The following is a 14,607-nucleotide window of genomic DNA, read 5'->3' on the forward strand; positions in this document are numbered from 1 at the left end:
ACCAAGCGGACACCGGGGCTGTTTTCCCTCTGAAAACAGCCACCCCGACAGGGCCCACCAAAGCAAAAGCAATGAGCGCCACCGCCGCGGCAGTGACGCTCAGGTCAAAGGAGGCGCGGCCGGCGGTGTCCGACCCCCGGCATCACTTCCAGTTCAGCACCAGGCGCGTGAAGTAGGTCGTGTCGAGTTTCTCGTAACCGGCGGGCGGCTTGCTGTTGTAGTCGTTCGAGACGCCGATGCGGAGCTTCCACCAGCCGATCTTGAGCGGCAGCTCGATGTAGGACTCGTGGTAAAAGCGATAATTGGCGAAATCGTCGAATGCCGGCACATACGAGATGCGGTTGGTCATCGACCAGTTGTTCATCGTGAGCTGGTTGTTCAGGCCGATGTCGAGACCGACCGAATCGAGATCCTCCGCCAGCGGGTCGCCGTAGTTCTCGTAGCGATACGCGAGACCGACGCGGCCCGTGAGCGTGTCCACCTTGGTTTTCAGGATGTCGTAACCGACACCGGCGGCGGCCACGTTGTAGAGGTCGATGTCCTTCACGCGGTCAAACCCGCCCTCGTCGCGCACGTACCACGAGTAGCGGCCGGCGAAATTGTTCTGGTAGTCGAGGCCCGCCTTGAACTGGTCGGAGGATTTTTCGTGGTCGGTGACCTGCCGCTCGTAGGCGGTGTAGAATTGCAGCGTGTCGAACGAGGACGCGAGCGTGGCGCGGAATTGCAGGGCCATGCCGAGTTGCTCGCTGTTGCCCGTCTTGCCCGTGATGTCGGCGGCGGCCTCGTAGGCCCACTTGCGCTGGAGCGCCGCCACGGCGGGATCGATCGCGCCGGGCGTCCAGGTCATGGCGAGTTTGTCCACCGTGGTGTTGACGCCGCCGTCCTTGCCGGCGATATGCACGTCGCCCGGTGCGGCCGAGGCGCCGATCGCGCCTTCGAGCACAGTGCCGCTGGCGAGGCGGACATTGAGCGGTCCGTCCGTGGTGATTGATTCGACCTCGCTCTGCTTGATTTTGATTTCACCCGCGAAGTCCGTGTCGAGCACGACATGGGTTCCGTCGATGCTCACGACTTTGCCGCTGAGCTTGGAGCCGTTTTTGGTCCCGATCACATCGGCCGAAAGAATCGCCGTAAGAAATGCGCCTGTTAAAAGCGTAAATAGGATTTTTACGAATTTGGTGAGGTTCATTACCACTCTCGTATGGCTAAAAACTCTGCTGTCAATGTTCTGCAAAACGGGACGCGTAAAAACTTCCTCATTCTCGACAAATGCCTCCGTCCGCCCTTCGCTGGCGGGCGACTTTTCCGCCCACGCCTTCCTTTCCCGCGCCACACCATGTCCGCCACCATCCAACGCCCCGCCCTTATCGTCGCCGACCGCTGGCGCGACTACCAGCTCCTCGATTGCGGCCTCGGCATGAAACAGGAGCGCTGGGGGCCGCACACCCTCGTCCGCCCCGATCCGCAAATCATCTGGCCGCGCTCCGGCGGCGCGGCGGCCTGGGAGCAGTGGGACGGCTACTATCACCGCAGCGAGACCGGCGGCGGCCGCTGGGAATTCCGCCGCCCCCTGCCCGAGTATTGGGAAATCGGATACGGCACGCTCCGCTTCAAGATCCGCCCGACCTCCTTCAAGCACACCGGCCTCTTTCCCGAGCAGGCGGTGAACTGGGACTGGTTTGCGGAAAAGATCCGCGCCGCGCGCGCCGCCGGGCGCGAGGTCTCCGTGCTCAATCTCTTCGGCTACACCGGCGCGGCCACCTGCGCCGCCGCCGCCGCCGGCGCGAGCGTCTGCCACGTCGATGCCGCCGAGGGCATGGTCAAATGGTGCCGCGAAAACGTCGCGCTTTCCGGGCTCGCGGACGCCCCGGTCCGCACCATCACCGACGACTGCATGAAATTCGTCCGCCGCGAAATCAAGCGCGGACGCCGCTACGACGCCATCATCATGGACCCGCCCACCTACGGGCGCGGCGCCGGCGGCGAGATGTGGAAACTGGAGGATCACCTCTGGCCGCTTTTGCGCGAATGCCGCGAAGTGCTCGGCGACCGCCCGCTGTTTTTCCTCATCAACGCCTACACCGCGCGCCTCTCGCCCACCGTGGTCGTCAACCTGCTCGCCGCGCTCCTGCACGACGTCCCCGGCGGCACCATCACCGGCGGCGAAGTCGGCCTGCCCATCGAGCGCGACGGCAAGACGCTGCCGTGCGGCATCTATGGCAGGTGGGAATCATGACTTTCCCCCATCTTTCTCTTTCTTCTTTCTCTTTCCTCTTTCTTCCCTTCCCGGCTGCTCGCGCCCGAAGGAGAAAGAGGAAAGATAAAGAAGAAAGAGAAAGATGGGGGCTTCCACATAACCTCCCTTATTCCACCTTCCACTCCCACCATGTCACTTCCCGAAACCTACTACCAGCGCGCCAACGCGCTCCTCGCCCGCGCCTGGGAAACCAACGCGCCGGTCATCGCCCGCCTCGCGCCGGTCATCGGCGAAAGCATCGCGCGCGGCGGTGTCGTGCACACTTTCGGCAGCGGCCACAGCGAAGTTATCGCCCGCGAGATCGTCGGCCGCGCCGGCGGGCTTGTCTGCATCAGCAGCGTGCCCGATCCCACCGCCGGCTTCATCGAAAACCTGCCCGGTTACGGACGCGCCCTCATCGCCCGTTACGACCGCCAGTATCAACTGCTGCCCGGCGAGGTCATCATCGTGATTTCAAATTCCGGCAAAAACGCCTCGCCCATCGACGTCGCCCTCTACGCGAAGGAAAAGGGTCTCACCGTGGCCGCGCTCACCTGCCTGCCGATGTCGCGCGTGACGCCTTCGCAGCATCCGTCCGGCAAGCGTCTCTTTGAAATCGCCGACCATGTGCTCGACAACGGCGGCGTGACCGGCGACGCCATTGTCGAGGTGACCGATTCGATCAACTCCGGGCCGACCTCGACCTTTGTCGGGGCGTCGATCCTGAACTGGCTGATGCTGGCCGTGATCGAATGGCTGCGGGACCGCGGCCATCCGTTGCCCGTCCTTCGGAGCCAGAATCTTCCCGGCGCCATCGAGCACAACCGCGCCGTGGGCGCAAACTACAAGCACCGCCTCAGCAAGCAGCTGGCCTAGTTCTGCTTAGTTAATTAGGGTTAACGCGAGGCAAGGAGGGTTGCGTGGCACGGGCGACTCGCCCGTGGACGGCGCTCCGCGCCGCAAACTGCCGGACACATGGGCGGGGTCGCCCATGCCACGCAAACTCACGGGCGGGACGCCCGTGCCACGTGCCACGCAAAACCGCGGGCCGTCCGCGCAACCTAGGTGAACAAAGTAGAACTAGAACCTTCCAAAGAATGCCGTGGCCGCATTTCTGGCGGGAGGGACGATCGCCGTGTCGTCCCTCTGCGCCGAAATGGACGGCACGGAGGCCGTCCCTCCAATTCGAGCATCGGCCGCAGTTTGATTGAAATGCTCCAGCTGCGTGCCGGGCGACGGGCGGGGTGTGACCGTGGTCAGAACGCGATCTGCGCGCGAGTGATGATGGCTCTTTCGTCCTCGCGCAGGAGGATGCCGGTCGGGTTGGGCGTCGCGCTCTTCAAATCGGTCTGGACGTAGTTCAGCGAAAAGCGGAACGCCCGCGTGAGATACCAGTTGGCGCCGAGCGTCCACGACGAGGCGGAGGTCGCGCTCGCGTTCGGATCGGCGAGCACCGGGAACACGTCGTTGTCGATGTCGAGCTTGTCGAAACGCGCGGCCAGTTCGAGCGCGCCCCACGTGCCCTTTTCGAGATTGAAGGGGTTTTTGGGAATCACGCCGTTGAACGAGGATTTTTCGCCCGTGACCACGTAGCCGGCGGCGACCTGCCAGGCCTTGTTGGTGATTTCGCGCGAGGGCTGCCCGGCGGCGGCGCGGAGATTCACGGTCGAGACCACATACTCGCCCAGCAATCCGAACGGCCCGTTGTAATAAGACAACTGCGGCGTGTAGCGCCATGTCGTGCCGTCCTGGATCACGCTGCTGCGATAGGAAAACAGCGTCTGCTGCGCGTCGGTGCGATAACCCGAGGTGCGCCCCAGGTCGCCCTCCTGCCGGCCGACGCTGCCCGCGATGCCGATGCCGAGCCCCTCAAAGAACGAATCCTTCCGGTTTCTGAACGGACGGGCAAACACGCGCGCGACAAAGTCCTTGCCACGGTCGAACTCGGCGTTGGTCTGGTTCGAGCGGCCCTCGCCGATGCCGTTGAGGACGGCGATCTGGTATTCGGTGGTCTTGTCGAACAACTCGCCGCCGATCTGCACGCCGATGTCGCGGTTCGGCACGAGATTCGTCGCCAGCGACCGCTCGGGGAAGAACGCCCACGAGTCGGATTGCAGCAACTCCAGGCCGATCGGCGCCTTGAACTTGCCGAACTTGACCTGGACCTCCGGCGCGAAGGCGAGGGTGATGTTGCCGTCGAGCAGATAGACGCTGCTCCCGCCGTATTCGGGCACGATCTGGTATTGGAAGAGCTTGCCAAACTGGCCCTCGAAGATGATGCGCGCGCGGCGCAGCAGGAAGCCCTCGTTGCTGGGCGAGGCGGGGTCGTCGAAAAACCAGCGCGAGTCGGCCTGCACGAGCGCGCGCAGGCGGAGGGCGGAGTCGCCGTCGGCCGACGCGATGGTGATGCCGCGGTCGTTGATGGTGATTTTCGGCGTGTCCTTGTCCGCCTCGGGTTTTTTCCCGGCGGCGGCGAGCTTGGCCGCGGGCGCGGCGGTCTCCGGCGCGGCTTGGACGGCGTCCCTGACCTCGAGCTGGCGCAGGCGGGTGTCGAGCAGGCGAACCTGCTCGCGGAGGAGTTTGATTTCCTCGTCGCGCGGGTCGGGCGCGGCGGACAAGGACAGGGAGACAAACGCGAGCGCGAGGCCGAACACGGCGGCGAAAGCCGCCCGGAGGCCGCGATGCGGGACAGGGAACGGAGCAGGGAGGTGTGTGGTGGTGTTCATGACGTTGGTTTGCGTGGATGATGGATTTGCGCCTCCGGTTGACCGGTTGGAGAAATTTTTCGGGAGAATCTAAAATTCATTTTTTGAACAGAAGGAAACGAGGGGAACGAAGATGAAATAAAAAGGGCTGTTAATTAAAAGCTGCTTATTATGAGATCATTAAAAAACAGCGGGCGGGCTTTTGGCAGTTCTTCGTTTTCTTTGTTACCTTCTGTTCGATTTTTAGAACTTTCTCAGTTGTCGCGACCGGGCTGGCCGGCCTTGCGTTGGGCCGGAAGAGCGGTAGGCGAGGCTTCGAGCCGGGTTTTTTCCGTGCGCTCGATCTGGGTGATCTTGCCGTCGTGCACGATGATTTGCACAACGCCAAAGCGGAGCCCATCGACCTTTGATTTCACAATTTCAAGCCACTCGGGAATATCCGGGGTTGATTCAAGTGCATTGGTAGTCAGTGACATAATATTCCTACTAATTAAGTGTGGATTTAAAGTAGATATATTCGGTAGTCATTGAAGCAAGCTTTCTTTACTGAAAATCAAAAGCCGCTTTCATTTTACGACTCGGTAACAAAACCGAGGCGAAGCATGCGTTTGCGGCATCCCTTTTGTCACGAGAAAGTTACGTTCAGGTGAACCTTGGCGGGGACGGCCGCCCTGTTATTCGCCCTTGCGCCCCGCGCCGGCTTTGCAAACGTCGGCGTTTCCTGCTTTTGTTTTTTTCCTGTCACAGAAAAGCCATGCCAGCCGTCCTCAATTACGAGCCCCGCATCGTTCGACCGCGGGGCGACGAGCCCGAAACGCTCTCGCCCATCCAGGAGGAAATCCTTGCGCTCAAACGCCAGCGCAACGCCGTCATCCTCGCGCACAACTATCAGGTCGGCCCGATCCAGCAGATCGCCGACTACGTGGGCGACTCGCTCGGCCTCTCCTACCAGGCGCAACGCGCCGAGGCCGATGTGATCCTTTTCTGCGGGGTGCACTTCATGGCCGAGACCGCGAAGATCGTGAACCCCGGCCGCACCGTGCTGCTGCCCGAGCTGGCCGCCGGCTGCTCGCTTTCCGATTCCTGCCCCGCCGACCGCCTCGCCGAATACAAGGCCGCCCATCCCGGCGTTTACGTGGTCGCGTATATCAACTGTTCCGCTGCCGTGAAGGCGCTCAGCGACGTCATCTGCACCAGCGGCAACGCTGCCCGGATCGTCTCCCGTGTCCCCGCCGACCGTGAAATCCTCTTCGTGCCCGACCAGAATCTCGGGCAATGGGTCTCGCAGCAAACCGGGCGCCGGATGCGCCTCTGGCCGGGCAGTTGCTACGCGCATGTGCAATTCACCTCGCAGGCCATCGAGAAAATCCGCGACCAGTTTCCCGGCGCGCCCGTCGTCGCGCATCCCGAATGCGTGCAGGCCGTGCGCGATCTCGCCGACGAGGTTTGCAGCACCGAGTTGATGATCTCCTTCGCGCGCAAACATCCCGCGAACGAAATCATCGTCGTCACGGAAAGCGGCATGCTGCACCGTCTGCGCCGCGAGGTGCCCGGCAAAACCTTCATCGCCGGCCCCACCGACACCTGCGCGTGCAACGACTGCCGTTTCATGAAAATGAACACGATCGAGAAAGTCCGCGACGCGCTCAAGACCCTGTCGCCCGCGATTGAGCTGCCCGGGGACATCCGCGCCGCCGCGCTCGCCCCCATCCAGCGCATGCTCGACTGGAGCAAGTAAGCGCCGCCGCCTCCTGAATCTCCCCTGAATCTTTCTCTTTATTCTTTATCTTTATCTTTCTCTTTCGTCAGGCACGGGCAGGGAGTTCCGAGCGAAGCGAGAAGCCTGACAAGAGGAAAGATAAAGAATAAAGAGAAAGAGGAAAGATTCAGGCGGTGACATCACTTTGAGTTGCGCCCGGCCCGCATCCGAGGCGAAACCAGTTGCCACATGGCCGCTCCCTGCATGTAATTCACGCATGGCTTCCCACAAACTCTCCCGCGACATCACCGCCACCCTCATCCCCGCAGGCGATCCGGCCACGCTGCCCGCCGGCACCGAGGTCCAGGTCATGCAGGCGCTCGGCGGCAGCATCACCGTCCGCGCGGGCCACGGCATGTTTCGCATCGCGCGCGCCGACGCCGGGGCGCTCGAGGGGTATGTTCTCAAGGAAGAGCCCGCCGCGGCGGCGGCCCCGGGCGAGTTCAGCGAGCAGGCGGTCTGGGAGGCGTTGAAAAGCTGCTTCGATCCGGAGATTCCCGTGAATATCGTGGATCTCGGGCTTGTTTACGACCTCAGTATCGAGAAAACGGATACCGGAGGCCGTCGTGTTGAGATGAAGATGACCCTTACCGCCCCCGGCTGCGGCATGGGCCCGGTCATCGCCGAGGACGCCCGCGCAAAAATCGCCGCGCTTCCCGGCGTCGAGGAGGCGAAGGTGCACATCGTCTGGGACCCGGTCTGGACCCCGCAGATGATCTCCGACGAAGGCCGCCAGCGCCTCGGGCTGGAGTGAGACGCCACGCGGCAGGAGCGAAGCGGCGGCATCTCTGCTGCCGGATTGAACACGCAATCCAATGCGGCTAATTTACTTATGACGCATCATTCAATCCTGATACGTTGATTCCATTTGTCTTGCCCGCGGCCTGAATTTGTCCAAGGTCAACGCTGCCATGGCCAAATCATTTGTTTTCTCATCCGAATCCGTTGGAGAAGGACACCCCGACAAAGTCGCCGACTTTATTTCCGACAGCGTGCTCGACGCCTGCCTCGCGCAGGACAAGACCAGCCGCGTCGCCTGCGAGACGATGGTCAAGTCGAACATGGTCATCCTCGCCGGCGAAATCACCACGAAGGCGAAGCTCAACTACGAGCAGATCGTCCGCGACGCCATCCGCGAAATCGGCTACGTCAACGCCGACGATGTCTTCCATGCCGACACGGTTTTCATCAACAACTACCTCACCCGCCAGTCGCCCGACATCGCGCAGGGCGTTGACGCGAAGAAAGCCAAGGGCAAGAAAACCGCCGAGCAGGGCGCGGGCGACCAGGGCATCATGTTCGGCTATGCCTGCGCCGAGACGCCCGAGCTCATGCCGCTCCCGATCATGCTCGCCCACCGGCTCGGACGCGAACTCACCCGCGTGCGCAAGACCGGGAAGGCCAAATGGCTCCGCCCCGATGCGAAATCCCAAGTCTCCATCCGCTACGAGAACGACAAACCCGTCGAAATCAAAAACGTCGTCATCTCCACGCAGCACACCGCCGACGTCGAGCATGCGCAAATCGAGGCGTTCCTGATCGAGAACGTTATCCGCAAAGTCATCCCGTCCGAGTGGATCAGCCGCAACACCGAGTTTCTCATCAATCCCACCGGCCGCTTCATCGTCGGCGGCCCGCAAGGCGACTCCGGCCTCACCGGGCGCAAGATCATCGTCGATTCCTACGGCGGCTGGGGCCGCCACGGCGGCGGCGCCTTCTCCGGCAAGGACCCGTCGAAGGTGGACCGTTCCGCCGCCTACATGGCGCGCTGGGTGGCGAAGAACATCGTGGCCGCCGGCCTCGCGCGCTTCGCCGAGTTGCAGCTCGCCTACGCCATCGGCCATCCGCATCCCGTGAGCGTGTTTGTCGACACCTTCGGTTCGGGCGCGATTCCCGACGAGAAGATCGCGCGCGCCGTCGGGCAGGTTTTCAGCTTCAAGCCCGCCGACATCATCAAGCAACTCAATCTCCTCCGTCCGATTTACCGCGCGACCACCAACTACGGCCACTTCGGCAAGGACGGACTCCCGTGGGAGGCCACGAACAAGGCCGCCGCGCTCCGCAAGGCCGCGAAGTAACCGGATTCATAACGGAGCGGCGCTCCCAATCGTTCCGAGCGAAGCGACATGCCCGCTCAATCGAAAATCGAGCGAAGCGACATCCTCATCGAAAACAACATCATCATGCCCGTCGAAAACTCTTCCAAAAAACAAAACGCCGACTTCCTCGTCCGTGACATCGCCCTCGCCGACTGGGGCCGCAAGGAAATCTCCGTCGCCGAGCACGAGATGCCCGGCCTCATGAGCGTGCGCAAGAAATACGCCGCGCAAAAGCCGCTCGCGGGCGTGCGCGTCACCGGCTCGCTGCACATGACCATCCAGACCGCCGTGCTCATCGAGACCCTCAGGGAACTCGGCGCCGACGTCCGTTGGGCCTCGTGCAACATTTTTTCCACGCAGGACCACGCCGCCGCCGCCATCGCCAAGGGCGGCACGCCCGTCTTTGCCTGGAAAGGCGAGACGCTCGAGGAATACTGGGAGCTCACCTACCGCGCCATCTCCTTCCCCGGTGGCCAAGGCCCGCAGCTCGTCGTCGATGACGGCGGCGACGTCACCCTCCTCCTCCACAAAGGCTGCGAGCTCGCCGAAGGTAGTGACTGGGTGAATACACCGTCCGCCTCGCACGAGGAGCAGGTCATCAAGGACCTCCTCAAGCGCGTGCACCAGGAGGACCCGCTCCGCTGGACCGCGCTCGCCCGGGACTGGCGCGGCGTTTCCGAGGAAACCACCACGGGCGTCCACCGCCTCTACCAGATGCTGGAGCAAAACAAACTCCGCGTCCCCGCCATCAACGTCAACGACTCCGTCACCAAGTCCAAGTTCGACAACCTCTACGGCTGCCGCGAATCGCTCGCCGACGGCCTCAAGCGCGCCACCGACGTGATGATCGCCGGCAAGGTCGCCTGCGTCTGCGGCTACGGCGACGTCGGCAAAGGCTGCGCGCACTCGCTGCGCGGCTTCGGCGCGCGCGTCATCGTCACCGAGATCGACCCCATCAACGCCCTGCAGGCCGCGATGGAAGGTTTCGAGGTCAACACCGTCGAAAGCACGCTCGGCGCCGCCGACATCTACGTGACCACGACCGGCAACCGCGACATCATCACGCTCGAGCACATGCAGCGGATGAAGGACCAGGCCATCGTCTGCAACATCGGCCACTTCGACAACGAGATCCAGGTCGACCGCCTCTACAAGCTCCCCGGCGTGAAGCGCACCACGATCAAGCCGCAATACGACCTCTTCACCTTCCCCGACGGCCGCGGCATCTACCTGCTCGCCGAAGGCCGCCTGGTGAACCTCGGCTGCGCGACCGGCCACCCGTCGTTCGTGATGTCGAACAGCTTCACCAACCAAGTCCTCGCCCAGATCGACCTCTGGCGGAACAAGGACACCTACAAGGTGGGCGTTTACCGCCTGCCCAAGCACCTCGACGAGGAGGTGGCGCGGCTGCACTTGGAAAAAATCGGCGTGAAGCTCACCAAGCTCACCCCCGCGCAGGCCGCCTACATCGGCGTGCCGGTCGAGGGCCCCTACAAGCCCGAGCATTACCGGTATTGAGTCATGGAACGCGGACGGCCCGTCCGCACAGACAGCGCGGCGGCATCGTTGCGGGCGGGCCGCCCGCGTTCCATAATCGCGTCAAAGATCCTCCGGTAGCATCAGCTCGTCCCACGGGCAGCCGATGCCGCGGCGCAGGCGCATGGCGGTGGTGATGAGGATATTGGTCTCGCCCGCTTCGATGCGCTGCACCGTGCGTAAATTCAGGTCCGCCCGCTCGGCCAGCATCTCTTGTGTGATGTCACGCGACACCCGGGCCCGCCGCAAATTGCGGCCAAACCCCCTAAGTTTCTTGCTGGTGTTTGGTGCATCCACTGCGGCGTATCATGCCGTAAATAACTCTTGAGCGTTACGGCATAATCTGCCGTAAAATGAATGCGTGCCACAAACCCATGGCAAAAAACATGAACCACAAAAGAACATCGAAATACCTGTTCGCGGCCCTGCTGGCCGCCGGTCTCGCCTTCGCGTCAATCGCGCGGGCCCAAAACGGGCGCGAGACATCTCTCGCCGTTCCCAAGGCGAGGGGGGCCAACCTGTTCCTCTCCGTCGGCCCCACCTACATGAATGCAAAATCCGCCGAGGCGAACTCCGGCACGGATGACGTGGATCTCTATGGCGCCCTCGTCGGCTTCGGCTGGCGCATAGACCAATGGAACAAAATCCAAGTTGAGGTTGGCGTCCTCGCCGGCTCGGAATCATACACTTATTATTCTGGCGGATACTACGGTGGCGTGTCTTCGCTCAATCTCGATTACGTTGTAGTGCCCGAGCTGTTCACCTACAGCGTCTGCATTCCGCTTGCCCCAAGCAGGCGATGCGAGCTTCGCATCTCGCCCTCCATCGGCGGGGCCTATATCTTCACGGATTACAAATACGATTCGCCTTCCTATTGGATGACTGCGACCGATTCCGACATCGCCATTGCCGCCGGCATCGGCGTCGGCCTGACCATCCACGTGAGCCAGCGGATGTTTCTCGACATTGGCTACCGTTACCTGCGCGTTGGAAAAACCGAATACAACTGGGGCAGCTTGGATGCCATCAACACACACTCGCTGGCCTTCCTGGTCGGCTGGAAGTTCTGACATCGGTCCTTCATTTTCCGAGCCGGTTTCCGTATGGAGACCGGCCCGGGGCAAACTCATCCTTTGGACCCTCACCGTAATCTCTCACGATGAAATCAACCCTTAAAAAATTTTTCATTCCCACCCTGTTCGTTTCGATATCGTTGCTGTTCTCTGCCTGCGCGACGCATATCAAGATATCGAATACAATGAATCCGCCGCCGGGCGAGGCATTCTCAAATTTCACCGCTTTCGCGATGAAGCCGGTCACGCTGGCATCCCGCTATGCCAACAACGACACCAACGAGAAGGCGCTCGTGAAGATTCAGGAAAACCTGTCGTTGGTCATGGAGCCGACAATAACCAACTGGAATCACATCGGGGCGACAAAAGGAGGGACGCAGCGCACGCTGGTCATCACCCCCGTGGTGTCCGAAATCAAGTTCATCGGCGGCGCGGCGCGCTTCTGGGTCGGTCCGGCGGCGGGCAGCTCGGCGGTTATCATGCGTGTGACCATCACGGAAAAAGAAACCGGCAAAACGATTGCCACCCCCGAGTTTTACTCATCCGCGGGCGCGTGGAGCGGGTCTTGGACAATCGGAGGCACCGACAATGCCATGCTTGGGAGAATCGCAACCAGGGTGACCGATTATCTTATCAAAAACTACGCATCGCCTGTCGGTGGCCCCACTGGCTCGCAATAGGATATTCCCAATGGAGGCTGATTCAAAGCGCATGTAGTGGATTGGCCTCGTGGCGCGTCAGCGCGGCGGGTGGGGCAGCACGAAGGTGTCCTTCGTGCGCACGCCCCCGCCCGTCATCGCAAGGGCGGCGGCCCGCCCGCCGGGGGGATCGTGTTTTCGCCCCGTCCCGCGTGATCGCCGCCGCCGGCAGGGGATGCTGTTTCCGATGTCGGCGCGGAGCGCAGGTTGCGCGTCGCATACATCACCACGCCCAGCATGACAAACAGCGCCGCGGTCCCGGCCAGCAGCGAGAAGTCCTCCATGCGCAGCACGAAATACAGATAGGCGTAAACCCCGCCGAGCAGCCCCGCCGTGGCGAGCGCGCGGCGCCCGCTTCGCAATATGCGCCGGCAGTAGAGCCCGATCATCGCCGTCGAGGCCGCGCCCGCCATCGCATACGCCGCGCCGAAGGCGAGAAATTCCGCCAATGCCAGCAGCGACAGGAAAAACAGGCACAATGCCGCGCCGGTCAGCAGGTAATTGAGCCCGTTCAGATGCAGGCCGCAGGTGGCCTCGAACAGAAAGAAAACCGTGAACACCAGCGCCACGAACAGCACGCCGTGCTTGATGGCGCGCTCGACGGTGCGGTAGGAATCGACCGCGGGCTGCATGCGCACGCCGAACGACGGCTCGGACAGCGAGCGGAAGGAGACCTCGCCCGCCCCCGACCATTGCTGGGGAAACGAGCGCCCGTAAAGCGACGCCTCCCACTCGGCCTCGAAACCGTCCGGCCCCACCTCGCGTTTCACCGGCAGCGCCGCGCCCATGAAGCTCGGGTCGGGCCAGGACGAGGCCAGCCGCATCGTGGTGCCGCGCCCGAGCGGGGCCGCCGTGAACGAGCCGCTGCCGTTGAGCGTGAGATCGAGCGAGAAGGCCGCCCCGGCGGCGGCCTCGCCGGGCAGGGCATGCACGCCGGCCTCGGCGCCGCCGAGCGCCGCGCCGGGCTGCATCGGCACGGAAGCTCCGCCCCAGTCGAGCGTGAGCGCCCCGCGGACGCCGCGCAGATCGGTGATGGCAAAACACACGCGGGCGCGCTCCCATTGCGGTTTGACGGACTTCAGCCCGGTGAAGGCGAAATCCGGCGGCGCGAAACTTCCCGACACCCGCAGCGCGGCCGAGTAAACGTGCGCGGCGTGGATGCCGCGTTTGCGCAGCGAAGGCGCAAGCTCGCCGGTGATGTCGAGCCGTTCCGGCAGAAAAAACGCCTCGGCGGCGACTTCCTGCACGCTTTTTTGCAGCACGCGCCGGTCGCCCGCGAACACCCATTCGTCCGTGGCGACCTGATGCGTGTAGGGCACGACGAGCACCGGCCCGATGATTTCCTGCGAGCGGCCCCACGGTTCGGTAATGGAATCCACGGCTTCGTGGTAGCGCATCTGCCGCTCATCGAGGGTGGAGCGCACCATGGAAAGCGGGATGAGCAGCAAAAGGGCGAAAAAGATCGCTCCGCAGACTTTGAACACGAACACGCGGCGGCGCAGCCAGTTGCGCGCAGCCGCGATGATGTCTTGGGATGGATTCATGCCGGCGAGTCTGGCGAATCCGCGTGAAGCCATGATGAAGCCGCCATGAAATCCCGATGAATTCGGCGGCGCGCGGCTGCTTTCGCCGGTCTTTCAGGCCGCAATCCTCGCGGCGCGTCAGCGCGGCGGGCGGGGCAGCACGAAGGTGTCCTTCGTGCGCACGAAAACCTCGCCGCCCATGCGTCCGACAAGGTCCAGCTTCGCCGCGTCGGGCCAGCCGTCCGCGCCGATGACGGCATCGTCCACATACAGGGACACGATCACGCCGATGACGATGTTGGCCGCCCCGGGACCCTCGCCGACCGGCACGATGGAGTGGCGTTTGCATTCGAACGCGACCGGCGCGGCGGCGACGCGCGGCGGGGCGACCTTGACGGAGGGCGTGGGCGCGATATCGAATTTTTCGAACTCGCTCTCGCCGTAGGGCAGCAGCGTGCCGGTGGCGTTCATCTGCGCGGCGAGCGCCTCAGGCACGAGGTTCACCACAAACTCGCCGGTCGCCTCCACGTTGCGCACGGTGTCCTTTTTCGAGCCGTCGCGGGTGTTGACCGCCACGAACAGGAGCGACGGCGGCACGGAGGTGACGCCTTGGAAGAAGCTGAATGGCGCGAGGTTGGTTTTTCCGTCGGCTGACACGGTGGACACCCATGCGATGGGACGCGGGGTGATGGTGCTGGTCATCCAGTGGTAGGCATCGCGGGACTTGAGGGAGGCGAGATCGATGAGCATATCATGAAAACTCTGCGCCGCGCGCCGTGCCGGGGCAAGGTCGCAATGGCGCGAGGCGTCAACCGACCGCCCGGTCTTCCCTCCATTTGCGCAGGCGGGGGCGCGTGTCTTGCGGCGCGTATAAATTATTCCCAATCGCCGTGTTTTGCGGCCAGAAGATCGCCTCTTCCGTTTTTGGGATGGCGGGACTTGTCCAATAAAATTCGGATGGCATCGCCGCTCAGGTTG

14 protein-coding genes are annotated in these 14,607 nt (G+C 62.9%); 8 read left to right on the top strand and 6 right to left on the bottom strand.

The features are described from left to right. Window positions 1-142 precede the first annotated feature (142 nt). On the bottom strand, window positions 143-1,111 hold the full coding sequence (locus OH491_RS17515) for a DUF481 domain-containing protein (protein ID WP_334319289.1): 969 nt from the start codon (window positions 1,109-1,111) through the stop codon (window positions 143-145). A gap of 225 nt (window positions 1,112-1,336) precedes the next feature. Here OH491_RS17515 and OH491_RS17520 point away from each other — a divergent pair, with 225 nt between their 5' ends. Both OH491_RS17520 and OH491_RS17525 read left to right on the top strand, forming a co-directional pair. After that, window positions 1,337-2,236 carry a class I SAM-dependent methyltransferase gene (locus OH491_RS17520; protein WP_068771097.1) on the top strand — a complete coding sequence of 300 codons (900 nt, stop codon included), beginning with the start codon at window positions 1,337-1,339 and terminating at the stop codon, window positions 2,234-2,236. Between the two features lie 150 nt (window positions 2,237-2,386). Next, window positions 2,387-3,112: a sugar isomerase domain-containing protein gene (locus tag OH491_RS17525; RefSeq protein ID WP_068770307.1), complete on the top strand. Its 726-nt coding sequence runs from the start codon at window positions 2,387-2,389 to the stop codon at window positions 3,110-3,112. A 380-nt stretch (window positions 3,113-3,492) separates the two neighbouring features. Here the strand turns inward: OH491_RS17525 and OH491_RS17530 are convergent, their stop codons facing one another. Both OH491_RS17530 and OH491_RS17535 read right to left on the bottom strand, forming a co-directional pair. Further along, window positions 3,493-4,962 carry an OprO/OprP family phosphate-selective porin gene (locus tag OH491_RS17530; RefSeq protein ID WP_342750620.1) on the bottom strand — a complete coding sequence of 490 codons (1,470 nt, stop codon included), beginning with the start codon at window positions 4,960-4,962 and terminating at the stop codon, window positions 3,493-3,495. Between the two features lie 233 nt (window positions 4,963-5,195). Then, window positions 5,196-5,417: a YezD family protein gene (locus OH491_RS17535; RefSeq protein ID WP_068770305.1), complete on the bottom strand. Its 222-nt coding sequence runs from the start codon at window positions 5,415-5,417 to the stop codon at window positions 5,196-5,198. Between the two features lie 278 nt (window positions 5,418-5,695). Here OH491_RS17535 and nadA point away from each other — a divergent pair, with 278 nt between their 5' ends. The 4 genes from nadA to ahcY all read left to right on the top strand — a co-directional run bounded on the left by nadA (window position 5,696) and on the right by ahcY (window position 10,317). Beyond that, on the top strand, window positions 5,696-6,679 hold the full coding sequence (gene nadA / locus OH491_RS17540; protein ID WP_068770304.1) for a quinolinate synthase NadA: 984 nt from the start codon (window positions 5,696-5,698) through the stop codon (window positions 6,677-6,679). 238 nt (window positions 6,680-6,917) lie between these two features. Continuing rightward, window positions 6,918-7,454, top strand: a complete 537-nt coding sequence (gene sufT, locus OH491_RS17545) for a putative Fe-S cluster assembly protein SufT (protein ID WP_068770303.1) — start codon at window positions 6,918-6,920, stop codon at window positions 7,452-7,454. Between the two features lie 157 nt (window positions 7,455-7,611). After that, window positions 7,612-8,778, top strand: coding sequence for a methionine adenosyltransferase (gene metK / locus OH491_RS17550; RefSeq protein WP_068770302.1), 1,167 nt, complete (start codon window positions 7,612-7,614; stop codon window positions 8,776-8,778). Between the two features lie 105 nt (window positions 8,779-8,883). Further along, window positions 8,884-10,317, top strand: a complete 1,434-nt coding sequence (ahcY, locus tag OH491_RS17555; protein ID WP_068771096.1) for an adenosylhomocysteinase — start codon at window positions 8,884-8,886, stop codon at window positions 10,315-10,317. A gap of 81 nt (window positions 10,318-10,398) precedes the next feature. Here the strand turns inward: ahcY and OH491_RS17560 are convergent, their stop codons facing one another. Continuing rightward, a complete protein-coding gene (locus OH491_RS17560) occupies window positions 10,399-10,632 on the bottom strand; it encodes a helix-turn-helix transcriptional regulator (RefSeq protein WP_068770301.1) in 234 nt (77 codons plus the stop codon). 89 nt (window positions 10,633-10,721) lie between these two features. Between OH491_RS17560 and OH491_RS17565 the strand changes: the two genes are divergently transcribed. Beyond that, window positions 10,722-11,405, top strand: coding sequence for an outer membrane protein (locus OH491_RS17565; RefSeq protein ID WP_334319287.1), 684 nt, complete (start codon window positions 10,722-10,724; stop codon window positions 11,403-11,405). Window positions 11,406-11,593: 188 nt separating this feature from the next. Then, entirely contained in the window at window positions 11,594-12,088 is a 495-nt protein-coding gene (locus OH491_RS17570) for a hypothetical protein (protein ID WP_145928777.1), read from the top strand. 113 nt (window positions 12,089-12,201) lie between these two features. On the opposite strand, the gene creD is transcribed toward OH491_RS17570, so the two are convergent. Next, a complete protein-coding gene (creD, locus tag OH491_RS17575) occupies window positions 12,202-13,683 on the bottom strand; it encodes a cell envelope integrity protein CreD (RefSeq protein WP_068770298.1) in 1,482 nt (493 codons plus the stop codon). A gap of 84 nt (window positions 13,684-13,767) precedes the next feature. After that, the gene (locus OH491_RS17580) at window positions 13,768-14,379 is read right to left on the bottom strand and encodes a flavin reductase family protein (RefSeq protein WP_068770297.1); all 612 of its coding nucleotides are present in this window, start codon (window positions 14,377-14,379) and stop codon (window positions 13,768-13,770) included. Between the last annotated feature and the right edge of the window lie 228 nt (window positions 14,380-14,607).

The organism is Termitidicoccus mucosus, assembly GCF_038725785.1.
Classification (GTDB): domain Bacteria; phylum Verrucomicrobiota; class Verrucomicrobiia; order Opitutales; family Opitutaceae; genus Termitidicoccus; species Termitidicoccus mucosus.

Coding starts and splice junctions, on each gene's coding strand:
- OH491_RS17520 (WP_068771097.1), top strand. CDS start 1,337: ATGTCCGCCACCATCCAACGCCCCGCCCTTATCGTCGCCGACCGCTGG.
- OH491_RS17525 (WP_068770307.1), top strand. CDS start 2,387: ATGTCACTTCCCGAAACCTACTACCAGCGCGCCAACGCGCTCCTCGCC.
- OH491_RS17530 (WP_342750620.1), bottom strand. CDS start 4,962: ATGAACACCACCACACACCTCCCTGCTCCGTTCCCTGTCCCGCATCGC.
- OH491_RS17535 (WP_068770305.1), bottom strand. CDS start 5,417: ATGTCACTGACTACCAATGCACTTGAATCAACCCCGGATATTCCCGAG.
- nadA (WP_068770304.1), top strand. CDS start 5,696: ATGCCAGCCGTCCTCAATTACGAGCCCCGCATCGTTCGACCGCGGGGC.
- sufT (WP_068770303.1), top strand. CDS start 6,918: ATGGCTTCCCACAAACTCTCCCGCGACATCACCGCCACCCTCATCCCC.
- metK (WP_068770302.1), top strand. CDS start 7,612: ATGGCCAAATCATTTGTTTTCTCATCCGAATCCGTTGGAGAAGGACAC.
- ahcY (WP_068771096.1), top strand. CDS start 8,884: ATGCCCGTCGAAAACTCTTCCAAAAAACAAAACGCCGACTTCCTCGTC.
- OH491_RS17565 (WP_334319287.1), top strand. CDS start 10,722: ATGAACCACAAAAGAACATCGAAATACCTGTTCGCGGCCCTGCTGGCC.
- OH491_RS17570 (WP_145928777.1), top strand. CDS start 11,594: ATGAATCCGCCGCCGGGCGAGGCATTCTCAAATTTCACCGCTTTCGCG.
- creD (WP_068770298.1), bottom strand. CDS start 13,683: ATGGCTTCACGCGGATTCGCCAGACTCGCCGGCATGAATCCATCCCAA.
- OH491_RS17580 (WP_068770297.1), bottom strand. CDS start 14,379: ATGCTCATCGATCTCGCCTCCCTCAAGTCCCGCGATGCCTACCACTGG.